We start from the raw sequence: 23,058 nt of genomic DNA, 5'->3' as shown, positions 1-23,058 counted from the left end.
TTACTGTGTCAACCATATAGAATGGTTCGAGGGAAGTTTTTCTTTCCCTATGCCCGTATGTTACGATGAAGCTTAGAAAATTTCACGAACCGAGAAGGAAGGTGATGCAATGAATGAACAGGCACTGGAAACCATAGAACTCGAACTAGCGATCCTTTTCCGACGGGTCACCTCGATAGCCCTAATCGGGAGTCTGGACAGATCCGCTTATTTGCTGCTGCGCCAAATCTCAGAGAACGGAGCCGCAGGGGTAAAGGCATTGGCAGACGAATTTCATCTGGATATATCAACAGTTAGCAGACAAACGGCTGCTCTAGAGCAGAAAGGATACGTCTACCGAATCCCCGATCCTACTGACGGACGAGCATACTCTTTGCAGATTACGGAGAAAGGCGCCAAAGAACTGAACGAAACCAAACTGGCCCGCTTGGAACGAATCGCGAAACGGCTAAACGACGATTGGAGCGAAGACGAACGGCAACAATTCGGATACCTGTTGACCAAATTCAATAGGTCGTTCGTCGAATAAGAAGCCTTTGTGCGTAAACATGAAACCATCTTGTGGCGGTATATTCGATTGGTGTAATCGAAAAGGGTTACGAGAGAGTTCGTAATCGTTCAATATAAACAACAATGGAGCTGGCAGGCGACAGCTCCTTTCACATTTTTCGCCGTTATGACTGTTAAGGTGAAGCGTATCATATAGAAAAGCAAGATCATTGCGCTCCCTCGATACGATTTAGTTTTCTCACGAATGCTCGCTTATTCGCAGGATTTCATCCCTATGGATAGGAGTATAGGAGAAGAAGGGGACGACCGCGGTAGACTTCGGCAACATGAAGGCGTGCGGGAATAAAGGAGAGTGAATGGTCTCCAAGTATTTCCATACATACTGCACGCATTCTCCACGCCGCCCCTGGAGGTTTTCACTCCCATGTCTCAACGGGTCTGAGCCCTCTATTTCCTTCGTTACGCCTATCTAAGGGGTGGATCCGGTTTTGCTAACGGAACGCGGCAGCTCCTCTTTTGTTTATTAATGTAACGGGCAGGATACTTACAATATGTGGTATTATAAAAAAGAATTGAAACTGAAATTGACGATTACTCAGAGAGTTGAAATGGAGAGGATATTAGTGGGTTTTGTTACTTTTGGATTTGGCATTCTTGCTATAATATCAAATTCCGAGAGTCAAATACTTCTGTTAAAGCGAACATATGGAAATAAGGGGTGGAGTTTACCTGGTGGTGGTGTAGATGCTGGTGAAACGATTCATGAAGCGTTATTTCGAGAATGTCGCGAAGAACTTGGGATAGAAGTTAAGGATGCTGCATTAACGGGATTTTATTATCATAGTAGTATTAACGCACAAGTTGGAATATTTCGCTGTTCCTTACCAAAGGATGCGGAGATAAAACTTAGTTATGAACATTCAGAATATAAATGGGCGGATATATCTGAATTAAGCGAGGTTGGTGCCACACCACATGTAGAAACAACTGAATGGGAGTTTTTGCGAAATGTCGGGGTATCGTTAGGCGTCCCTCCAGAAGCAATACTTCAAGAAGATAAAGCAACTAATACTTTTGAAAATGCACGATTCTCTTTGAAAGTATTACATCAACACACCTAAAAAATTAGTGTTTTTAGTGTTGGTTTGTAAAAACTATCACGCACGGCGAGCACTTTAACATATCAAATTATTTTTCCAAGAGAGACAATTTTTTATGTAAGTCCGGTGATTGACAAGACAGGTACTGCCAAGGATAACTGGTTTCTAGATGAAGATAGAATAAGATACGTAATGAATGAGCTTGAGAAGGTAGGGAAATATTTCAGGCCCGCTATACTCCAAATCGGATCATATGGCTAGCTACGCTAACGAGAAACAATAGCCCAAATCAATAAACCCCAGTTTAACTTTGGAAGGACAAACACATATGGATAATCAGAAACTAATCTCTCAGTTCCGAAATCTTACACGCAACACGAAATGGGAGCAAAAAGATAGAATTGATCTACAATTTAACAATTACCACTCACAAGGAATGGTTCGAATCGGGGACCTCTTTTATTTGTCCTCGGTTGAACTTATTGAAAAGCCTGTTAAATATGACCAGCACCAGCACGGTTATGACCGCACTCCTGGAAAGGGAATCGGTCACTTATTTGTCTTTGATAAACAGGGGAAGCTTGTGAATGATATGCCTTTGGGTGAAGGGAACATCTATCACCCAGGCGGCATTGATTTTGACGGCAATAATATTTGGGTACCTGTCGCCGAATACCGACCCAATAGCGAATCTATTGTTTACAAAGTAGATCCTAAGACTATGAAAGCAGAAGAATCGTTTCGAGTTCATGATCATATCGGAGGATTGGTCCGTGACGGTCAAAATGGAAAGCTAGTAGGTAACAGCTGGGGCTCACGTAAGTTCTATGAATGGAACCAAAATGGGACGCAGCTACTTGTGAAAGAAAACTCGAGTCATTTTGTAGATTATCAAGATGGTCATTATGTAGGCGAAGGGAAAATGATTTTGAGCGGTATCTCTGAGCTGACCAATCCTGCAAATCGCACCGAGCCGTACGAGCTAGGTGGATTAGCCCTGATAGACATGAATACGTTGGATACGATTCATGAAACACCCATCACTGAGTTTTCTCCGCAAGGACACGTGATTACCCGTAATCCGGTGTTCATGGAGAACGCCGGTCAAGAGCTGCGGCTTTATGCTGTACCGGATGACGATCACGGGTCTATGTTGATATATGAAACAAACAATTTGAAAAATAAACTATAATCTTACAGTTCCGTGGTGCCCCGTAGGGGCATGGATGGATAACGAAAAACTATAGTGGAGGAGCTGTATTGAGGCAGCTCCTTTTATGATTTCATTGAAGTAACGGGCAGGTTAATGGAGTATTATTAGATTATGAATTAATAAAGGGGAAGGGTGCGAGTTGGAATATAAAGACTTAAAGGAACTAAAGGATGTATTTTTCTTTGGTCATACAGAGCCTGAAGTAAATTCATTAAGACTGTACTTCAGCAAAAGTAAAACGGGAGAAGCTGAACCACTTATTATTGGTGAAAAAAACTTTGGTGACTCATATCCAATAAACGTTGACAAAAACTCTCCAGTAATACAAATTGACTTTGAGACTTATGTTGCATACTCAATCCGAAATGAATCATTTACGACATGGGATGATTATGAGGAGTTTGAAGGAAAAATATTTAGAATCTATAAGAAATCAAGGTATCTTGATTTTATTACTGTTGGAACTTTCGCTTCAGAAGATTTTCCAGGACCATTTAAGCATTACGGGATTTCTTGTTTTGACCACATTGTTGATGTAGTCTCAGTCTCTGAACCTGTAATAAATGAAATAAAAAGACGTTAATAGTCGTGAAGTGTGATGAGTTATGCCCATGATTTACTAACCTAACGCAGAAAGATAGCTCAATTGTGACAACAAAACAGTGGCAGTCTAGGACTATTTTCTTGTCCTAGTCCGCTGCTGTTTTCTTTTATCGGTTAGTCTTAATTTTTCGATGGCTGCCAATTTTCAAATCAAAAACTGCGTGGGATTAACAACTCCAGACTAAAGACTAAAACTTTATTTTCTACGAATAGACGGCCGTCGAGAACATTCGGTCCATCGAGGTTTCGGGCGAAGCCGCCGATTAGCCTTTCTTCATGGCCACCGGCATCATCATCCCGTTGTCCATGCCCATCATAGTTACGCTATCCGCCGACTCTTCACCCTCTACGGCCAAGAACACTTCCGTGCCGAATACCGGTTCCGCATATGGCAAATGAGTCTGGCCTCGGGCCAGGATTTGGCGGTAGTTGCCCGAATCGCCCTCATAGCCGTCGTGATCCCATGGCACCCAAGAACGGGCGTTGCAATAGTGGAGAACATAGGAACGGCGGTGACGGTCCGTTGTCCGGTTTGGATAGGAGCGGTGGAACAAATGGGAGTGGAAAAAAAGCACGTCCCCCGGACTTAGCGGTACTGGGATCGGAGGCGGGTAATTCGCGACGACTTTGGACAAGGTATTCACGCCGTCGTCGAGATGGCTGACGTTATGGACGACAGTCAGGTCGCGGAACGCGTCCACGGCGTGGACGTTGCCGCCCCCGATTTCCTGTGGCGGGTAGATCGGCTCATGGTTCGATCCCGGCACGACCCATAGGCAGCCGTTCTCTTCGTCCGCTTCCTCAAGCGCGATCCAGGCGCCGATCAACGTGTCCGGATGAGTCTTGATATAACACGCATCCTGATGCCATCCTTGTCCGCCGCGCCCGGGCGGATTAAGGAATAGCATGGACTGCAATGCATACACGTCGGGTCCGATCAACGCCTCGATAACGTCGAGCACCCGAGGATGCAGCAGTCCCCTTTCGGCTGCAGCGTTCAATCGGGAAATCATGTGAACGCGGGTGGCTTGGGCGAACTCCTCCTTCAAAGGGTCCTTGTTATTCGGGTCGGCGATATTGGCAGCCCTCTCCTTGTTTTTATTCCTCGTTTCCTCCGCCAGCCCGTAAAGCTCGGCGATGTCTTCTTTTGACAATAACCCTTTCACGATCAAATACCCGTCCCGATGATATTGAGCGTACTCCTTCACATTGACCAAAAAGCGATCGTGCCGCTCCCGCGACTTGGGCGTATAAAATTTCCCCATCGGTTGAACCCTCCATCGATTGTCTCTCCTCCATTTTACGGCACGGCGGCGGTACCCATCAATGGAGGGAAGCCGTAAAACGATGTGTTTAATTGATATCCTTATGAACCGGAATATGACGGTTAACGGGATAAGGGGTTTCCGGACCGATGACGGCGGCCGTATGGCGAAACAGCGGGTCCTTGCAACGTTCGATTTAGTCGGAAGCCGTGATCCCCCGGATTCGCTTGTACATTTTGGAAAAGTGCTGTTCGTCCCGAAAGCCGACCCCGTAGGAGATTTGTTTGATCGTCCACTTGCCGTTCATCATCAGCTGCTCAGCGCGAAGCAGCCTGCGTTCCAACAGCGCCCGCTTCGGAGACATGCAGACGGAAGCGACGAACATCCTCGTAAAATGCTCGTACGACCAGCCGGTTTCCCGCGCGATCGCTTCGATCGTCAAAGGCTCTGCAAGATTCTCCTCCATATACGCGATAGCTTCGGCTATCTGGATCGGCAGCGGATGCTCCCTTTCCCTCGAGGCGGAATCCGCCGATGCGCAAAGCTCCTCCAAAACGGCGGCCAGCAAGGCGGTGATCCGCTTTTTCCAATAGGGCGGCTGATTGTTGGCGATCCGGAGAATAATTTGCTTCATCAGCCCGGGTACGAGGCTGTTGTTGCCTACGGGGAGCACGTTCATGTCTAGTAACGGCATGATCGCTAGTTCAATCATGTAGGAAGTATTAATTAAAATTCCTCCTACTCTTCCGCCTCCGCCTGCAGTTTTTCAATAATGGCGAGACTGGTGTGACATGAAAAGACCTTTATGAGAGATACAGTTCAACTTACGCAGAACGATAGTGAAGGAGCTTGCCTCGTGGCAGCTCCTTTTTTTGTTAATTAAAGTAACGAGCAGGTTAGTGAAGTGCAGGTTTTCTTCTTTTGTAATTAGTGAGATAATTATCTGAGGATATGCAAATGATTGATTGATTCCTCTACATAAGGAGATGATTTTAAATGGATTGCTGTGCACCATTTAATAATACAAGAGCTGTAAAAATGGATTGCCCCTCCTGCGGTGAAAAGGGCAAGAATGTGCAACTCATAACGCTCAAGTCCCTGCTTAAAGCGTCGGTATTAGAAACCATTGCACCTGAGAACTCTTACCTATTCTGTTCAAACTCTGCTTGCTCTATTGTTTACTTCAGCGGTAAACATTCGCAAACATTCATCGAGAGTGACATGAAGGTACCAGTGTACCAAAAGAACTTCAGCATGGATGTACCAGTGTGTTATTGCTTTGATTGGACGAGAGAGCGCCTTCTTCAAACGGCAGGCACCAACCAACAACCTGCCGACCAAATCAAAGCACATGTTCAGGCGGGACGCTGCGGATGCGAAGTAAACAACCCGCAAGGGGCATGTTGCTTAGGAAACGTGAGCTCATTTGTGCGGGGTCTCAAAGAGGTATAATCACGCTCTTTCTAATGAAGGAAATATGAAGGAGAATGAAAGCAGTCAAAAGCGCAACAACTCATCACCGATTGTCTCAGGAGCTGAATCATTTATTGCTGGTACGGCAAGTTGCCGTATAGAGGTTGAACAAACTAGACCCGTACAACTATGAAGGTGATATGAGATACAAAATAGATCGCTGGACAAATAAAGTCTGGGTTGGCGAGCGTATGGCTTGAGAGAATGGAATTAACTTACTTGTATTATGGGATCAACTCATTTTTAATATTTAATATACTTCTATTATTGGCAATGATGCTTAGAAAAAGAAAGAGTCTCACGAGGAAAAGTCTGATGAACTAACGATTCACGCAAGTCGTGCCTTTTTACTCTCTCGATTCAATCGACTTCAATCATCTAGACTTTGCTTGCCATCTGTCATACCAATAAAGGACCTGGTAAGGAATTAAATATCTAATAATGGTAAGGGGATGGTTCCAATGGTTGTAGATTAACCACCCTTGACCATAGGAGTAGAAAACAAATAAAAGAGTTAAACAAGCAAGTAGTGCAAACGATACTATTTTAAATGGGGTAGCTATTCTGGATATGACCATTCCTATAATTACAGCAAAAATGAAGCAGGAACCTAAATCAGCGATTCTATCATCTGAAGCAGGACTTTGTAGAAGTCCAGGGCACCATTTGTAAAGATTTAACAATACATCGGGAATTGCGCCAGGCAGCACCAATGCTGTATAGGCAAAGCAAGTCAATCTAATGAAATAAGGCACTTCTGAGGGTCTATGGATATACATATCGCCTAGCCGTGAGAAGACAGCAAACCCCACTAAATAAAACAAAGAGGAATAAACAATAGACCAATAGTTGTATGTCAGAAATCCTAGTTCCAAATAAATCCATTCCAAGAAAGTCATGACGAATGTATAAGTGAAAGTTATTTTCCAAGGATGATTCTTAACATGATAACAAAATAATACAGCTGTTAACGGTAATATGATGGAATCCGTAAATAAAATGCCTAAAAAGTTGTCACGAACGGGGTCAGACAAAAGGTGCGTTGGAAATTTATATAGGTCCAGTAATAAATTAAGAATGATCTCGGTAAAATCTACGACAAGCAAAGCGAGTACATATATATTTACAAAAGAACTCCAGGATAATCTCTTTGATTTCAATAACCAACCGACCCAGACTAGCATTAAACCAATTTGAAGGATATAAAGCATGATTATTTTCTCTCCAAAACCATATTTTTCATATTGTGTCCATAAAATAAATGAATATGAGGGTCAGGGGATATTGTGCAACGCAGAACCGATAGTGAAATACTGAATAAGGAGATTAACAAGGTGGAGAGCAAGTTTAATTCTAAACAAAAAAAACAGCAAGAACGTGAACTTCTTGATGAGTATCACAAATTGGTAACTGAACAAGCCTTGGAGCCTTTGTATCAATCGTTTTTGGAATGGAAACAAGGGGCATTGCCATATTTCGAACTTACTGAGCAAATCCACCTATTCCATAAAAAGAATCAGGAGATCTACAAGGACTTTGAGTACACAGGTCGTAAAGAACTCGTTCTCCTTGCTAAAATGAAATTGGGTCGATTAACTGAAGAAGATATTTTAGCAAATAAATGGCTTTTGGAACGATGGGGTTTTGAGTACATAACATAATGAACGAGAAGGAATAAAACTAACATTATGGTTCAATTAACGAGGAACGAGAGTTGAATAAATAGGAGCAGTTTGCCGCGGCGGTAGGTGCTCCTTTTTTTATTGAGCTAAAGTGTTGGTGTTTCATTACATATTTCACTATTAGGAGGACAACACGGGGAATGAATCGTATTTATGCCCGAATCCAAGGTGCGGTTGATCGGTTTCCGTCCGTTCACATAGAAGTCTAATCGGAAGTTACTGAAATAGCAGTGACATGCCATGCATACAACGAGGCCCAATAGGAAAATATAGGGGGAAATTGGAGGAGGGAGTATAAAAAATTGACCTTGAACAGCGATAATTCCACTAGTACGTTACCGCAAATTCCTAAGTCTTATTGGCTCCATTCTATTGATCAAATGCCTCAATTCCCTAGCTTAACCGAAGATTTAAAAGCTGATGTCGTCGTCGTTGGAGCAGGTATTACAGGTATCACCACCGCTTATTTGTTGGCTAAACGCGGGTTAAAGGTTGTGGTTTTGAACGCAGGCCGCATCCTTGAAGGAACGACAGGATCGACGACAGCCAAAGTTACCGTTCAGCACGACCTCATCTACAGTGAATTCCTTTCCCATTTAGGGGAGGAGAAAACACGTTTATATTATGATGCTAATCAGGAAGCGCTGCAGTTTGTGAAAAACATAGTCAATGAGTTAAGCATTGATTGTCAGTTAAGTGAAGAAGACGCCTATGTGTATACAAGCAATAACGCTTATATACGTAAAATTCAAGATGAATATAAGGCTTATACCAAATTAAACATACCAGGCGCTTACGTGGAAACAACATCACTGCCCTTCGAGACGAAAGCAGCTGTCAGGATGAGCGGGCAAGCCCAGTTCAATCCGGTTCCGTTCTTGATTAGATTTTTGCAGGAAATTATTAAAATGGGCGGGCTCATTTTCGAGCATACAACGGTCGTCGGTGCATCACAAGAAAGGCCTTCTATCGTGAAGACGAAGCAGGGATCACAGGTGGTGTGCGACTATGTTGTGGTTTCTTCTCACTTTCCGTTCAATGATCGTAAAGGCTTATACTTTTCTCGTCTCCATGCTGAAAAGTCTTATGTGCTGGCTGTCCGAACCGAGAAAGCATATCCAGGCGGGATGTATATTAGTGCGGAAGAACCCAAGCGTTCTCTCCGTTCCCTGCTCATTCATGGCGAGCCCGCGATCCTGATCGGAGGAGAGGGACATAAGACAGGCCAAGGTATTTGCACATTTGATCATTATGAAAATTTGCAAAAATTCGGAGAGGAGTCCTTCGGAATCAAGGAGATCCTTTATCGGTGGTCGGCGCAGGACATCTTCACGTTGGATAAAATACCCTATATCGGGCAGCAGGTATCGGATGTTCCAAATCATCTGATAGCCACAGGCTTTCGGAAATGGGGAATGACCACAAGTATGGTAGCTGCGATGCTGAATACGAACCTGATTATGGGGGAGGGTAGCCCCTATGAAGAAGTTTTCACGCCGAGACGTTTTCATGCTGACCCTAGCATCAAGACATTTGTGATGCAGAATGCCAACGTAGCTATGCATCTGATCGCCGGCAAGTTGGACTTGGTGACGAAACAGCCAGAGGAGCTTGCGTTTGATGAGGGTTCTGTCGTACGCGTTCACGGCAAGCGAGCTGGCGCTTATCGCGAATCGGACGGGAAACTGCACGTGGTAGATACGACGTGTACGCACTTAGGGTGTGAAGTTGAATGGAACGAGGCAGAACGAACTTGGGACTGTCCTTGCCATGGATCGAGGTATTCATTCCAAGGGGATGTGATCGAGGGACCCGCGAAGAAGGCGCTCACCAAGATACAATTGCCTTGAAATTTTTCCGTCAATAAATGGGAAGGACTACTCTGCGAATCTAATAGGAAAACCTAAATGAAAAGATGGGTTTAATTGAAATGAACGTTCAAATAAAATCTATTATTAGCGTTACAGGATCTGTATGGAAAACAGCATTAGCAGCGTCACTCTCATGGGAATTAGCTAGATGTGCTGGATCGAATCATCCATACCTAGCCCCGCTTACAGTGAAATTATGCATTCAGATAACGGTTAGCCAATCCATTCAATTTGCTTGGCAGCGCGTCCTAGGTACGATTGTCGGCGTTGCTTTCACAATTTCATATTATGTGAAAGAATGGAATTCGCTTCTCGAGAGAAACATCAGTACACTCTTGCATTATATATGAACGCCAACCAAATCATCCAAGATTTCCAAAAGCTCAGCAACTATAGTAACGCACTCTAAAAGCCCGGATTCCTTACACGAAGGAATCTGGCTTATTTATTATTTATTTTTTTACGACTGGAATAATATGGACAAATAGATCTGTAATATATATGGACTATAGGTGGGGGGAATTATGTAATATTCGCTAATGGAGGAGGGAACTATGAACGGACGATCAATTGGAACAAGCACTATGAGGAAGGAATCTTGGGAGAAGGTAACAGGGACAGCCAAATACATCGATGATTTCTCGAAAATTGGAATATTACACGCCAAATTGGCGGTCAGTCCTCATGCCCATGCTAAAATCATCTCAATTGATTCGTCGGAGGCCAGAAAAGTTCCCGGTGTGAAGGCGGTCATTATAGGTAAAGATCATCCAATTCTTACAGGATCACCATTAGAAGACCGACCACCAATAGCAATTGATAAAGTGAGATATTTTGGTGAGCCTGTTGCACTTATCGTTGCTGAACAAGAACACCTTGCTGAGAAGGCAGCACTGCTTATCAAAGTGGAGTACGAGATATTACCTGTCCTAAAGTCACCAACAGAAGCCTATCAACAAGGTGCTCCTCTCCTTCATGAGGATCTTGTCACATACAAACGCCATGAAGAGGTATACCCGGAGCCAGGAACAAATATTGCCAATCGGACTAAAATACGTAAAGGGAATATGAAGGAAGGCTGGAAAAAAAGTGATCATATCGTTGATGTTCACGTTACCTTACCGCAGTCAGACCATGCAGCGATGGAAACACGGTGCTGTACAGCGGAAATTTCACGTGACGGAAAAGTGATTATTTCTTCAGCATCGCAATCCCCCTATGTCATCCGAAGGGCAATCAGCCAATCTTTTCACATTCCTCTTCAAAAAGTTATCGTACATACACCTTTAGTCGGAGGATCATTCGGTGGAAAGGCCGCCATTCAGTTAGAATTTCTCGCCTATTTAGCTTCCAGTGCCGTTGGAGGAAAACCTGTTAAACTCGTTAATTCCAGAGAAGAGGATATGATTTCTTCACCAGTTCATATTGGATTGGATGCCAAGGTTAAACTTGGTTATACGAGCGAAGGGAAACTCATGGCGGCGGAAATTCTATATTTGTATGACAGTGGAGCCTATTCGGATCGGGGAGCAGTGATGAGTAGAGCGGGAGCAGCTGATTGTACGGGGCCTTATCGAATTGATAATGTTCACTGCGATTCTTTATGCATGTATACAAACCATCCATATGCTACGTCATTTCGAGGATTCGGTCATCCGGAATTAACATTTGCGATAGAAAGATGCATGGATTTATTGGCGGAACGATTGAATTTGGATCCTTTGGAGCTTCGTTTTATGAACGCTATTGGAATAGGGGACACGACACCTACACAAATCATCCTGGATAGAAGTAACTTAGGTAATTTGCCCATGTGTATTGCAAAATTGAAAACATTAATCCATTGGGATGATTTTCCACAAATAAAGATTGAGGATCACCTCATTAAGGCGAAAGGAGTAAGTTGTTTTTGGAAGAATTCTAATACGCCGACAGATGCTGGGGCAGGCGCTGTTGTTATGTTTAACCCAGACGGAAGTATCAATCTGTTATGTGGTGCCGTGGAAATTGGTCAAGGTACGAGGACAGCGCTAACTCAAATATTGGCTGAGCGGTTACAGATGGATGACCAGATGATACATATTTCCATGGAAGTGGATACCGAAGTTGATCCCCTACATTGGAAAACTGTAGCGAGCAGAAGTACATTCTTGGTTGGCAATGCTGTTCTGGCAGCAGCTGAGGACGCCATTGTACAACTAAAAGACATAGCTGCTATTGTTCTAGAATGCTCTCCGAACGAGTTAGAAGTCGGAAAGGGAATTGTATTCTTCAAAAATCATTCCGAAATCGGGATCGAAGTTGAGAAAATCGCAAACGGATATAAATTCCCTAATGGCCATACGATTGGTGGACAGGTAATCGGACGTGGGAGTTACGCAATGCGAAATTTAACATTACTAGATCCCGAAACTGGTAAAGGAAACCCCGGTCCCGAGTGGACGGTAGGTGCACAGGCGGTTGAAGTGGAATTGGATACGAGAGATTACACCTATAAAATTATTAATGCAACAACTGTCATCGACGCCGGAAAGGTAATCAATCCAGAATTCGCCCGGAATCAAATAACCGGCGGTATGAGTATAGGCTTGAGTTTAGCCAGTCGGGAAGCTTTTCTGTTCAGTATTAAAGAGGCCATATTAAACCCGCAACTACGAACATACAAGCTCATTCGCTATGGAGAGCAGCCGAGGTACTTCGTTGATTTTGTCGAGACTCCTCATTTGGAAGCGCCTTACGGATTGCGTGGAATAGGCGAACATGGTGTGATTGGAATGCCTGCCGCATTGGCGAACAGCTTGTCAATTGCCACAGGTGTAGGACTTAATCAATTACCTCTAACGCCCGAAGCGATCTGGAGGACGATCCATGATTCCGTTTGACTTCGAATATTACAAACCTCTTACTGTTCAAAAGGCTGTGGAATTATTTAAGTATCTGCAAACGCATGGAAAAAATCCTCTGTTTTTTTCCGGTGGAACAGAAATTATTACATTTGCCCGTAGAAATTCCATTCAACCAAGAGCCATCATTGATTTGAAGTCCATTCCGGAGAGTAACGTTACTGAATTACAAAAAGATAATCTGGTTATCGGTTCTTGCGTTTCGTTATCTAACTTATCTGCATCGAATCTGTTTCCGCTTCTCAGTGCAACGGCACAAGGAGTCGCGGACCAAACAGCCCGGAATAAAATTACGCTTGGGGGGAACATTTGTGGTGAAATTTATTACAGGGAGGCCGTACTCCCGTTGCTGTTGGCAGATAGCCAAATGGTCATAGCAGGACCTCAAGGGGTAAAAGATATTAATATTCATGATGTTTTCTTACAACGGATGAGATTGGAGAAGAGTGAATTTCTCTTACAAACCATCACAAACCGTGTATATTTATCATTGCCTTTTGTTCATTTCAAAAAAAGGCAAATCGGTAACGTTGGTTATCCTCTAGTAACAGTTGCTGCATTAAAAAAAGAAAACCAGATTCGTACTGCATTTAGCGGTGTTTGCTCATTCCCTTTTCGGTCTATTGAAGTCGAGCAAATTTTAAACAACTCAAAGTTGTCCTTAATGGAAAAAATTGATCAAGTGATCCTGAACCTCCCGGCTCCGGTTATAAATAATACGGAAGGTTCTGCAGATTATCGGACATTTGTACTCAAAAATACGTTGTTCGAAATTGTAAAAGCGTTTGAAGGGAGATAAAGTATGTCAATACAAGAAGCCAGTATTTATTCGGTGAAATTACAAGTTAACGGAGAAAATCAGACTATACGGACAAGAGCTGCGGATACTCTGCTATATGTTCTTCGGGAAGGTCTTGGTTTAACGGGGAGTAAGTCCTGCTGCGATAATGGGGATTGTGGAGCTTGTACAATATTAGTTAATAGTCTTCCTATGAAAGCTTGCCTCACACTCGCAATAGAAGCGGAAGGACAGCATATTACAACGATCGAAGGTTTGAATAACACTCGTGTTCAACAGGCATTTGTTCAAAAGCAGGCGTTCCAATGCGGATATTGCACTCCCGGGTTTATTATGAATTGTCAAGGTTTGGCGGACTTACATCCAAATGCTAGCGAAGAAACGGTTAGGTTGTGGCTTGAGTCCAACATTTGCAGGTGCACGTCATATGAAGAAATTCATGAAGTTGTGAAGACTATCTTTGCATTTTGAAATTTGAAAGATATAAATTATTCATCGTCGCTTGTGCTGTTACCTATGTCAAATCCCTTTAGACAGTCATAACGTGTATTAAACTGGATAAAGGAGATATTCAATGAACAAGATACCAGTAACAGGTTTTGTGTTTCACTCAAACGACTCATTATCAGAACATTCGCATGGAATGCATCCACATACTCATCATTACAAAGGAAGCACAGGAAATGAAGTTGGTTAAGCCACAAAGGTGACAAACAAAGATGTGTCTTCCTTGTGTTTAAGAGAACTTTCCTATATGCCTATTCAGACATTAGGGATAGTTCTCTTTTTGTTTATTTTTTGAATTAATCACAAATAAATGGGACAAAGAAAGCGGGTTTTTTGTGTAAAAACCATGCTTCTTTGGTGAAGCAATTTTTGCGGTTTCTTTATCGGGGGCGGATCTATATATGCTTAACGGGAAAGAAGTGGCTGCTGAAGCAACCGCCAACCGTTACCGCCAGGGTGGCCTTCGCATCAGAGCACAGTATCTTAACAATCTTTTAAATGAAGAAGCAAATGCAATTGATGTGTATGTGTAAGAAGAAACGGCGATCTTTAGGGATCGCCTTTTTCCTTAAAAAAGACACCTTTATGATATAGTAGAAGAAAAGGATTTTGAAGATAGCCAGTGAGCTGAACTATGTTCCGAATGCCACAATTAAGAAACGTTTACCGCTTATCATAATACTGGCACTTATGGTTAGCTAGCAATTGCTTAATAAGAGAGGAGTACATGAATGGAACTTTTGTTATTATCGAAAGACTTAACACAGCATTACTGCCGGAAAATTTTGATGCCTGAAGGAGCAACCGAAATATTGGTGGACATCACCAATAAAATAAACAATGATCAAAAACTTTTTGACATTTATATGGAATTTTATATGAATCATATAGAAAGCGGATATTGGACAACAGTTTGGGAACCATTGACTATTCATTCTTACGTGGAAGAAATCTTCGGAAATGAGGCTTCGCTATTTTATCTGCATGCAGCACTGCAAAGACTGCCTCTTACTGAGCAGAAGTATTCCGAAAGGGGACTGAGTGAAGAGTTATTTGTAGAAACCTTAAGGGATATCGGTGTATGGGTACAAAATGCCTATAATTTAGTGGGATATTATGCCATTAGAAATTTCAGTTGGATCTGGAGGCATCTTGAAGCCAGAATGTTTCGGCTGGGTGGCATGCAATTTATGGCAACGAAATTTTCCGGAGTCGTAAAAGGCTTTTACAATGCCAAGGAAGATATCTTTTTGCTCTTATGCAGTGAAGGGATGGAGTTAAGAGCAAATGGTGATATGCAAGGAGTATGTAAAAAAGAGAAGACAACCGATGGCTTTGTGACGGAATATGAGGAAACGGAAGATTATTTCATTGGAAATCCAATTACTCCCATTGGTAAAGGTTTAAACAAACAAGTAAAGCTTAAAAGGGATGAATGGAAAAAAGTACTGGACAAGGATGATACTTTGCTTGAGATCCACATTCCAAGAGATACAGCTTTTGATATGGAAACTATAAAAGATACATATATACAAGCTAAGGAATTTTATGCAACCTATTTTCCGGAGGTCAAATATAAAGGTATGGTATGCCATACGTGGCTCTTTACTCCCCAACTTCGGGAGATGTTACCGCCTTCCAGCAATATCGTAAAGTTCCAACAGCAGTTCTACCTCTATCCGACAGCGGGTTCAGTGCGTTTTTTATGGAATTTTGTATTTAATGAATTGACCGAGGTAAAGGATGCAAAACCCGACACATCTTTAAGGAAACAAGTCCTTAATTATTTAGAAGAAGATAAAGAGATATTTGATATGAATGGGATATTTCTTGATTTATTCGGTGATTTTGGAACAGTATCCTACAAAAAAACCAATACCAATTAACAAAGGTGAGAAAGAATATGACTATAGTTCTTATAGGCATGTCTGGATGATAATCATATTTAATGTCATTAACTATGTCGTCTCGGATTGTATTTACTGTTGCGAGTTAATTATTGATTCTGAAGTCATCCTTCATAAATTTTATCTCGATTTAAGCTTGCTCTCAGAAAGTTTTAATGTTTAAGGATAATATTGAAATGTAAGCATAATCAGCGAAAGGAAGGTGAAAACCATTTTGAAAAAGTTACTGGTGGTAGGGCTCTCTGCTTGTTTGTTGTTTAGTTTCACGGGTTCTGCTTTTGCAGCTTCACAGACCAATAGTCATGTTAAGAAAAATGTGGTTCACACAGCACATAATGCAAAGAAAACCTTAACGAATGCTAAGGCTAAAAAGAATAATTCAGGCATCAAAAGCAGCAAAGCCGGGTCGGTACATAAGAAAGTTGTAAAGAAGGCAAAAAAATTAAATCCAGTAAATCCAAAAACCACATGATAAATCGAAGTTTATTGAGCGGCGGGGGAAACCAGCAGGACACTAAAGCAACAGGAGTAAACAGGATGAATAAAGTGGAACTGCTTTAGCGGACTCAAAAAGAACGCCTACCATCAGCCCTCTTGGCCCGATGGTAGGCGATCTTTTTTTTGTGACCGATGGCGCTCAGGAAGGATATCCAACACGCTTCCCATTAATACTATTGATACTTCATTGCGTTAGTTAAGGGCTATCCAATCACCGACAACTTCTTTATACCCCTATAATTATACGGTCCCAAGAACAACCAAACTATCGCGTAAAAAAGTGCCTAATTTATTGGCTCTACCTTAAAAAGTAGAGCTTTTTTTATTTTTTACAGTAGCCATCGAAGCTAACTTGACTTAATAATAGAGTGGGAACGTATGTAAACACTAAAAATGTTTCAGATGTATAAATACTTTATCAATGAGACATTTTTTTATATTGTATAATGAATTGCTCCTTGTTGATATAGAGCTTCCTAGAAGAGGGTGGACCTAGATGAATATTATTCGTTTGTACAAATCAAGAAAATATTTGCTTAAGCTGCTGCTTTCTATCACGATTCTCATGGTTGTGTTTTTATCCGTCAGCACGACGCTTTTGTATTACAATTCCGATAAAACGATGCTTCAAATGCAGCAGCAAGCGGATTTAAAGGTGCTGTCGCAAATTAAATATAATATCGACTATATGCACGAAACAGTAAAAAATATTGCGGTCTCCACGTATTTCGACCCTGATGTCGTCTATTTATCGAATATCGATGTGATGGACAAGGGCGAGCTTGCGCAAAAATTAAACAGGCTGGAGAAAACGGTAACAAACTCTTCCTTTTTGCAAAATATTACGATCTACAACGCTAAAACAGGCTGCTATTATTCAACCTTGAGCAGTTTGAATTGCCAGGATGACGGTATGAATGGTGTCATAGACCAGTATATCCATTCACAGAAACATATACCCATTCTCACCTTTGTTCCTCTGTCTTATGATAAAACGACATTTCCAGCACTATCTATGTTTATTTATGACAGCATGTCCGGGAGTAAACTGATTGTCACGATCAAGCCGTCCTGGCTGTTTGATAACTTAACGAATATGAATAAGACGTCAGATGAATTGCACGGCTCTATTTTTGTTACAGATCAATCAGGCATCCCGCTCATGGCACAGCAGCAGGGCAAGGTTATTGCTACTGATGCGATAGCATCCATTATCCGTCAAAAAGTGAGCTCCGGTGTATCACAGGACTATCTCGTGTATGGATCAGGCGGGAATAAGTCGATTCTGAGCTTTATGTCATCCAGCAAAAGCGACTGGGTCATTGCAAGCGTTCAGCCCTATGAGGTTGTGTGGGGCAAGTTAAGCAAAATGCGGGCGATTTCCTTAGTGATCATCATTGGATTTTTAATCCTTTCCATTGCGGGCTCGCTGCTGATTGCCTATCGCCTGTATCGTCCGATTGAACATTTGTTAAATCAAGTGACGGGAATCCGCCGTAAAGGGTCGGACGACAGGTCCGATTTGGATGAATTGAAATTCATTTCCACCGCTTACCAAGATGCTATGCATCAATTAGTCAAGCATGAATCGGAAGAGCATACGAACAGGAGTGCACATAAGACTTTCGCTTTGAGGAGACTTATATCCGATGCGAGCCTGCCTACCCCAGAAGAAATTGAACAAGTCGATTGGGATATTGATTTTAACCAAGGTGTACGTGTATGTGTGCTGTTGATCGATGATTTTGTTGAATTTGAATCGAAAACGAGCGATGCCGAGAAGAGACTGTACAAGTTTGCGATCGCCAATATCACCAAGGAGCTTGTGTCTAAAAACGTTAGCTGTGAAGTTGTCTCTATGCGCAATGATCACTTTGTCTTACTCGTTGGTGAGTCGCTAGAGCCTCATGGCGATCATGTAAACTCATTGACACATGCTTTCCAAGAGCTGCAGCAAACCCTTCTTCAGTACTACCGTTTCTCGATGACCGTTTCGATTGGAGAAAAGGTTGACCGATACCAACAAGTTTCGCAGCAATACGGCCTTGCTATGGAGAATGCGTCCTATCGGATTATTTTTGGTAAAGGGAGCATCATCACACTGGATCTCGTGAGGAATAATAATGAAAATATTACGTTCCAGTTTCCGGCTGATGCGGAGAAGAAAATAACGGAAGCCATTAAGTCGGGGCAAGAGAAGGATTTTCAGGATCACTTGGTTCAATTGTTTGGGCAAATGAAAGTGATGCATTACAACAATATCACGTATTCCATACTTCATTTGCTTGCGCTCGTGGAAAATATCGTGCGTGAAATGAATAGCCGAACCGTTAGACAAGTCAGCTTGGACTTTAAGCGGCAGGTTCAGCACATGATGAAGCAAGAAACGTTAGAACCTATTTATGACATGTTCTTGGACATTTTCCAAGACATTCAGAAGCAGCGAACGCAAGATGTGAAAGAACAGTCGAATCAGATCTTAACGGATACCGTTAAAGAAATGATAGAAGAGCGGTATAAGGATTTAAATCTGAGCCTGCAAAGCATAGCGGCAGCAATGAAACTATCTTCGGCCCATGTAAGCAAGCAATTTAGACTGAATGAATCGATGTCCATTAGCGAGTACATTAATGATTTTCGCTTGCGAAAAGCACTGGAGTTGCTTGAAACAAAAGATTACAGCATTAATCGGATCATGGAAATGGTCGGTTATAACAATGAAAGCTACTTTTTTAAGCTATTCAAAAAGAAATTCGGGATCACGCCGAAAGAATATCGCTTTAAAACAGTCGTTCAAGAGTAAGCTTTCCCGGGTACGAAAGTGCCGGAAAGCTTTTCTTTTTTTCAGTAGATAAGAAAGTATAAGTTTTATACTTTTGCTTCGCATCTACCTTAACAAACGCGCTCGTCCCAGAGGGACGACGGAGTCGTTTATCCTTGGTAGATAAGAAAGTATAAGTTTTATACTTTTGCTTCGCATCTACCTTAACAAACGCGCTCGTCCCAGAGGGACGACGGAGTCGTTTATCCTTGGTAGATAAGAAAGTATAAGTTTTATACTTTTGCTTCGCATCTACCTTGACAAACGCGCTCGTCCCAGTGGGACGACGGAGTCGTTTATCCTTGGTTGAGTTGAAAATACAGTGTTTTCGGGAATGTACGGGTGAAAAGTAGAGTGTTTTTCATTTATTACAGTAGTTATTTGTACCGTTTTCCCTCAATAATAAAGACATACAACGATGGTTAAAGACCGCAGGGAGGGAAGCAAATGCTGCAACGGGAGTGGAAGCACTTCAAGCGTAATCGGGAATTGTTCGTTATGTCATTGCCTGCAATCCTGTATAAATTGATTTTCAATTATTTGCCCATGCTTGGACTTGTCATTGCATTTAAAAATTATCGCTACGATCTGGGGATTTGGGGAAGTGAATGGATCGGGTTTAAAAACTTTGAATTCTTTTTTAAATCAGATAGCGCTCTCACGGTAACACGCAACACGATTCTTTATAACATGAGTTTTATTTTACTAACTCTATTGTTTGCGCTAACATTTGCGATTTTGTTGAATGAAATCCCTAGAAAATGGATTAAGCTGCACCAGACGACCTTGTTTTTACCGTATTTCTTATCTTGGGTGGTTGTCGGGTATATCGTCTTCGGGTTTCTGGATCACAAAAACGGATTTATGAACGTCATGCTGCAATCACTTGGCGATCAACCGATCAGATGGTATGAACAAGCAAAGTACTGGCCGTTTATTATTATTTTGACACAAATATGGAAAGGCGTAGGCTTTTCAACGCTTATCTACTATGCCGGTATTCTTTCCATTGACTCAAGTTATTATGAAGCTGCCAAAATTGACGGCGCTTCCAAGTGGCAAATGATTCGCAAGATTACAATACCGCTCTTGACACCGCTTATCGTGATTTTGCTAATCGTAGCTATCGGCAATATATTCCGTGCTGACTTCGGATTGTTCTACTTTATTCCTAACGACACAAGTTTTTTATATAGTTCAACCGACGTTATCGATACGTATGTTTATCGTTCGCTGCGAGTTGTCGGAGATGTCGGAATGTCTACCGCAATCGGGCTCTACCAGTCTGTTGTTGGTTTCATTCTTGTACTGTTGTCCAACTGGATTATCAAAAAAATGAACTCAGACAATGCGCTTTGGTAAGGAGGTAAGCATGCATGCAAACGGAAAGCAATAAAGTGAACTGGGCAGGCAATTTCATTAATGTGTTATTCTGCATATTGTCTTTGGCGCTTATAGTGCCCCTTGTTCTGGTCATATCCATTTCGTTTACGGATGAAAAATCGCTGCTAACACACGGCTATCATTTATTTCCGAAGATTTTCAGCACGAAAGCTTATGAAATTATCCTTAATGCTCCTGATACACTGATTCGTGCATATGGGGTTACCGTTTTCGTAACAATCGCAGGGACAATTGTTGGTTTGCTCTTCACAACTTTGACAGCTTATACGATGTCGCGACGCGATTATCGCTACCGCAAAATCATGACGCTTTATGTTTTCTTTACAACGTTATTCGGTGGCGGACTAGTTCCGTTCTACATTCTGATATCACAGTATTTGCACTTGAAGGATACCATTTGGGCGCTGATCGTTCCGTACTTGCTGAGCCCGTTCTTTGTTCTCGTCATGAAAGGTTTCTTGGATAAGCTTCCACTTGAAATATTCGAGTCTGCGAAAATCGACGGTGCAAATGAGTGGCGCATTTTTTTCACAATGGTGCTTCCATTATCCATACCAGCACTTGTCACGATTGGCCTGTTCATTTCATTCCAATATTGGAACGATTGGTGGCTAGGTTTATTGTTTATCGATAATCAAAAGCTGATACCGCTTCAATTGCTGCTTTACCGCGTGATGAGCACCATTGAATTTCTATCGAATAACATCTCGACAGTTAATGTCGACTTTAATATCGCTGACTTCCCTGCTTTATCGGCAAGAATGGCCATGGCTGTTCTGGCAGCAGGTCCGATGATGTTTATTTTCCCGATGTTCCAAAGGTTTTTCATAAGCGGGCTCACAGTGGGCTCCATCAAAGGATAGTCATTCGTTATCAAACTGCAGCGCCTCAAAAAGCTGCTGCAGTTGATATATAAGCAACATACAAAATCAAATTATCGCAGGGGGTAATTGTATGAAAAAGGAAATGTTTAAGATATTAACTGGCGCAGTGAGTATTGCTGTTCTATTGTCAGCATGCGGTAGCAAAGGATCCGAGAACGCTTCTACTGCAAGTCCAGCAGCTAGTGCGGCTGCAACTACCAAGGTAGAGCAACTAGCGCCAGTAGAATTGATTTGGAATTATCCATTAAGCGCGATTCCGCAAGATATGGCAACTGTACAAGAAGCTATTAATAAAATTACGAAGGCTAAAATCAATGCAACAGTTAAATTGCAACCGCAAACATTCGCTGACTACGTTCAAAAGATGAACACGACGGTTGCTTCCGGCGAAAACTTTGATATCGCATGGGTATCTAACTGGAACTGGGACTATGTGACAAACCAATCTAAAGGTGCTTTTATTCCATTAGATGATTTGATGGCAAAATATGCACCAACATTGGGTAAATCCATGCCGCAATTCGTATGGGATGCTACCAAAATCGGCGGCAAAGTTTACGGTATTCCAAACTATCAAACCGTTACGAACAAACAAGGTTTCTTAATCCAAAAGAAATTTGCTGACAAATACAATCTGGACGTTAACTCTATCAAAAAGATTGAAGATCTTGAGCCGTTCTTGGCAAAAGTAAAAGCAGGCGAGTCTAAAGACGTAACTCCGTTCTTGATGGATCGTGCAGGTAGATTCGGTAATATGTTATACGGTTATGGTTTGGAAGGAATTAGTAGCATTGCTGGTATTGATCTATCCAAACCAGACAAAGTTGTCAATATGTATGAAACGCCTCAGTACACTAAATATTTGGATTTGGTGAAGAGCTGGCACGATAAAGGCTTAATCAACGATAACGCAGCTACATTGAAAAATAAAGCGGACATTGAGAAAACAGGCAACGCAGTTGTTCAAGTCCACAACGTATTGAAGCCAGGCGTTGAAGCACAGTTTAAGACAGCAAACGGCGGTAACGATGTGATCGCGATTCCGACAACGGATGTTTGGGCAGGAACTGGTTCCATCATTACGACTATGCAAGCAATCAGCAAAACGTCCAAAAACCCTGAGCGCGCAATGATGTTCATTAACTTGTTAAACACAGACAAAGAGCTGTATAACACAATCAGCTTTGGCGTTGAAGGTAAGCACTATACGAAAAATGCAGACAACACAATCAAAATAAACAAAGAAGCTGGTTACGTTCCTAATGCAAGCTGGGTATTCGGTAACACGTTCAATGGTTTGCTAGTAGAAGGTACTGATCCAAACGTTGTTGCTAATACGAAAAAAGAAAACGAAACTGCGAAACCATCCCCGCTTATGGGCTTCAAGTTCCAACCGGCGGCAGTTTCCGCAGAGATTGCTAACATTGCAACAGTTTTGGATCAATACGGCCCTGGTCTAAATACGGGTACAGTTGCTGCAAGCGAGAAACTGAAAGAATTCCAAGAAAAGCTGAAAGCAGCAGGCGCTGACAAAGTTATCGCGGAAGTTCAAAAGCAACTTGATGAGTGGAAGAAAACGAAGTAATCCAAGTAATGTAAGCTCTTCTCATATCTAAAT

21 protein-coding genes are annotated in these 23,058 nt (G+C 42.1%); 18 read left to right on the top strand and 3 right to left on the bottom strand.

Features of this window, described 5'->3' with window-relative positions; translation table 11 throughout:
* Nucleotides 1-109 precede the first annotated feature (109 nt).
* From BLT91_RS17750 to BLT91_RS17735, 4 genes are all read left to right on the top strand, one after another.
* Complete coding sequence (locus tag BLT91_RS17750) at nt 110-529, top strand: MarR family winged helix-turn-helix transcriptional regulator (protein ID WP_090823307.1); 420 nt, start codon at nt 110-112, stop codon at nt 527-529.
* Nucleotides 530-1,061: 532 nt separating this feature from the next.
* Entirely contained in the window at nt 1,062-1,631 is a 570-nt protein-coding gene (locus BLT91_RS33565) for an NUDIX domain-containing protein (protein ID WP_302847509.1), read from the top strand.
* A 307-nt stretch (nt 1,632-1,938) separates the two neighbouring features.
* Complete coding sequence (locus BLT91_RS17740) at nt 1,939-2,802, top strand: DUF6454 family protein (RefSeq protein ID WP_254777000.1); 864 nt, start codon at nt 1,939-1,941, stop codon at nt 2,800-2,802.
* 160 nt (nt 2,803-2,962) lie between these two features.
* Entirely contained in the window at nt 2,963-3,406 is a 444-nt protein-coding gene (locus tag BLT91_RS17735; protein ID WP_090823305.1) for a hypothetical protein, read from the top strand.
* A 283-nt stretch (nt 3,407-3,689) separates the two neighbouring features.
* Here the strand turns inward: BLT91_RS17735 and BLT91_RS17730 are convergent, their stop codons facing one another.
* Entirely contained in the window at nt 3,690-4,691 is a 1,002-nt protein-coding gene (locus BLT91_RS17730; protein ID WP_090823303.1) for a phytanoyl-CoA dioxygenase family protein, read from the bottom strand.
* A gap of 196 nt (nt 4,692-4,887) precedes the next feature.
* Nucleotides 4,888-5,076, bottom strand: a complete 189-nt coding sequence (locus BLT91_RS33920) for a helix-turn-helix domain-containing protein (protein WP_368086823.1) — start codon at nt 5,074-5,076, stop codon at nt 4,888-4,890.
* Between the two features lie 611 nt (nt 5,077-5,687).
* Between BLT91_RS33920 and BLT91_RS17720 the strand changes: the two genes are divergently transcribed.
* Complete coding sequence (locus BLT91_RS17720) at nt 5,688-6,143, top strand: putative iron-sulfur cluster-binding metallochaperone (protein ID WP_090823299.1); 456 nt, start codon at nt 5,688-5,690, stop codon at nt 6,141-6,143.
* A gap of 395 nt (nt 6,144-6,538) precedes the next feature.
* On the opposite strand, the gene BLT91_RS17715 is transcribed toward BLT91_RS17720, so the two are convergent.
* Complete coding sequence (locus BLT91_RS17715) at nt 6,539-7,375, bottom strand: hypothetical protein (protein ID WP_090823297.1); 837 nt, start codon at nt 7,373-7,375, stop codon at nt 6,539-6,541.
* 123 nt (nt 7,376-7,498) lie between these two features.
* On the opposite strand from BLT91_RS17715, the gene BLT91_RS17710 reads away from it, so the two are divergent.
* From BLT91_RS17710 to BLT91_RS17655, 13 genes are all read left to right on the top strand, one after another.
* Nucleotides 7,499-7,825, top strand: coding sequence for a hypothetical protein (locus tag BLT91_RS17710; protein ID WP_090823295.1), 327 nt, complete (start codon nt 7,499-7,501; stop codon nt 7,823-7,825).
* 401 nt (nt 7,826-8,226) lie between these two features.
* Nucleotides 8,227-9,696, top strand: coding sequence for an FAD-dependent oxidoreductase (locus BLT91_RS17705; protein ID WP_090823444.1), 1,470 nt, complete (start codon nt 8,227-8,229; stop codon nt 9,694-9,696).
* Between the two features lie 80 nt (nt 9,697-9,776).
* Entirely contained in the window at nt 9,777-10,067 is a 291-nt protein-coding gene (locus tag BLT91_RS17700; protein ID WP_090823442.1) for an aromatic acid exporter family protein, read from the top strand.
* Between the two features lie 204 nt (nt 10,068-10,271).
* Nucleotides 10,272-12,599: a xanthine dehydrogenase family protein molybdopterin-binding subunit gene (locus tag BLT91_RS17695; RefSeq protein WP_090823293.1), complete on the top strand. Its 2,328-nt coding sequence runs from the start codon at nt 10,272-10,274 to the stop codon at nt 12,597-12,599.
* A complete protein-coding gene (locus tag BLT91_RS17690) occupies nt 12,586-13,419 on the top strand; it encodes an FAD binding domain-containing protein (RefSeq protein ID WP_090823290.1) in 834 nt (277 codons plus the stop codon). The genes BLT91_RS17695 and BLT91_RS17690 overlap by 14 nt, the downstream gene beginning before the upstream one ends.
* A gap of 3 nt (nt 13,420-13,422) precedes the next feature.
* Nucleotides 13,423-13,890 carry a (2Fe-2S)-binding protein gene (locus tag BLT91_RS17685; protein WP_090823288.1) on the top strand — a complete coding sequence of 156 codons (468 nt, stop codon included), beginning with the start codon at nt 13,423-13,425 and terminating at the stop codon, nt 13,888-13,890.
* Between the two features lie 437 nt (nt 13,891-14,327).
* Nucleotides 14,328-14,459, top strand: coding sequence for a hypothetical protein (locus tag BLT91_RS33560; RefSeq protein ID WP_302847508.1), 132 nt, complete (start codon nt 14,328-14,330; stop codon nt 14,457-14,459).
* Nucleotides 14,460-14,657: 198 nt separating this feature from the next.
* A complete protein-coding gene (locus tag BLT91_RS17680) occupies nt 14,658-15,812 on the top strand; it encodes an acyltransferase domain-containing protein (protein ID WP_090823285.1) in 1,155 nt (384 codons plus the stop codon).
* A 235-nt stretch (nt 15,813-16,047) separates the two neighbouring features.
* Nucleotides 16,048-16,305 (top strand): hypothetical protein, encoded by a 258-nt coding sequence (locus BLT91_RS17675; RefSeq protein ID WP_090823283.1) that lies wholly within the window; start codon nt 16,048-16,050, stop codon nt 16,303-16,305.
* A gap of 522 nt (nt 16,306-16,827) precedes the next feature.
* Nucleotides 16,828-19,134 carry a helix-turn-helix domain-containing protein gene (locus BLT91_RS17670; protein ID WP_090823281.1) on the top strand — a complete coding sequence of 769 codons (2,307 nt, stop codon included), beginning with the start codon at nt 16,828-16,830 and terminating at the stop codon, nt 19,132-19,134.
* Between the two features lie 465 nt (nt 19,135-19,599).
* Nucleotides 19,600-20,514, top strand: a complete 915-nt coding sequence (locus BLT91_RS17665) for an ABC transporter permease (RefSeq protein ID WP_090823279.1) — start codon at nt 19,600-19,602, stop codon at nt 20,512-20,514.
* A 14-nt stretch (nt 20,515-20,528) separates the two neighbouring features.
* A complete protein-coding gene (locus BLT91_RS17660) occupies nt 20,529-21,419 on the top strand; it encodes a carbohydrate ABC transporter permease (RefSeq protein ID WP_090823277.1) in 891 nt (296 codons plus the stop codon).
* A 91-nt stretch (nt 21,420-21,510) separates the two neighbouring features.
* On the top strand, nt 21,511-23,025 hold the full coding sequence (locus BLT91_RS17655) for an ABC transporter substrate-binding protein (protein ID WP_090823275.1): 1,515 nt from the start codon (nt 21,511-21,513) through the stop codon (nt 23,023-23,025).
* The last annotated feature ends 33 nt before the right edge of the window (nt 23,026-23,058 follow it).

This window comes from Paenibacillus sp. yr247 (assembly GCF_900103825.1).
Lineage (GTDB): Bacteria > Bacillota > Bacilli > Paenibacillales > NBRC-103111 > Paenibacillus_E.
Note: the sequence above shows the minus strand (reverse complement) of the source record. Positions and strands in the feature narration are given on the sequence as shown.

Coding starts and splice junctions, on each gene's coding strand:
- BLT91_RS17750 (WP_090823307.1), top strand. CDS start 110: ATGAATGAACAGGCACTGGAAACCATAGAACTCGAACTAGCGATCCTT.
- BLT91_RS33565 (WP_302847509.1), top strand. CDS start 1,062: ATGTGGTATTATAAAAAAGAATTGAAACTGAAATTGACGATTACTCAG.
- BLT91_RS17740 (WP_254777000.1), top strand. CDS start 1,939: ATGGATAATCAGAAACTAATCTCTCAGTTCCGAAATCTTACACGCAAC.
- BLT91_RS17730 (WP_090823303.1), bottom strand. CDS start 4,691: ATGGGGAAATTTTATACGCCCAAGTCGCGGGAGCGGCACGATCGCTTT.
- BLT91_RS33920 (WP_368086823.1), bottom strand. CDS start 5,076: ATGTTCGTCGCTTCCGTCTGCATGTCTCCGAAGCGGGCGCTGTTGGAA.
- BLT91_RS17720 (WP_090823299.1), top strand. CDS start 5,688: ATGGATTGCTGTGCACCATTTAATAATACAAGAGCTGTAAAAATGGAT.
- BLT91_RS17715 (WP_090823297.1), bottom strand. CDS start 7,375: ATGCTTTATATCCTTCAAATTGGTTTAATGCTAGTCTGGGTCGGTTGG.
- BLT91_RS17705 (WP_090823444.1), top strand. CDS start 8,227: ATGCCTCAATTCCCTAGCTTAACCGAAGATTTAAAAGCTGATGTCGTC.
- BLT91_RS17700 (WP_090823442.1), top strand. CDS start 9,777: ATGAACGTTCAAATAAAATCTATTATTAGCGTTACAGGATCTGTATGG.
- BLT91_RS17695 (WP_090823293.1), top strand. CDS start 10,272: ATGAACGGACGATCAATTGGAACAAGCACTATGAGGAAGGAATCTTGG.
- BLT91_RS17690 (WP_090823290.1), top strand. CDS start 12,586: ATGATTCCGTTTGACTTCGAATATTACAAACCTCTTACTGTTCAAAAG.
- BLT91_RS17685 (WP_090823288.1), top strand. CDS start 13,423: ATGTCAATACAAGAAGCCAGTATTTATTCGGTGAAATTACAAGTTAAC.
- BLT91_RS33560 (WP_302847508.1), top strand. CDS start 14,328: ATGCTTAACGGGAAAGAAGTGGCTGCTGAAGCAACCGCCAACCGTTAC.
- BLT91_RS17680 (WP_090823285.1), top strand. CDS start 14,658: ATGGAACTTTTGTTATTATCGAAAGACTTAACACAGCATTACTGCCGG.
- BLT91_RS17670 (WP_090823281.1), top strand. CDS start 16,828: ATGAATATTATTCGTTTGTACAAATCAAGAAAATATTTGCTTAAGCTG.
- BLT91_RS17665 (WP_090823279.1), top strand. CDS start 19,600: ATGCTGCAACGGGAGTGGAAGCACTTCAAGCGTAATCGGGAATTGTTC.
- BLT91_RS17660 (WP_090823277.1), top strand. CDS start 20,529: ATGCAAACGGAAAGCAATAAAGTGAACTGGGCAGGCAATTTCATTAAT.
- BLT91_RS17655 (WP_090823275.1), top strand. CDS start 21,511: ATGAAAAAGGAAATGTTTAAGATATTAACTGGCGCAGTGAGTATTGCT.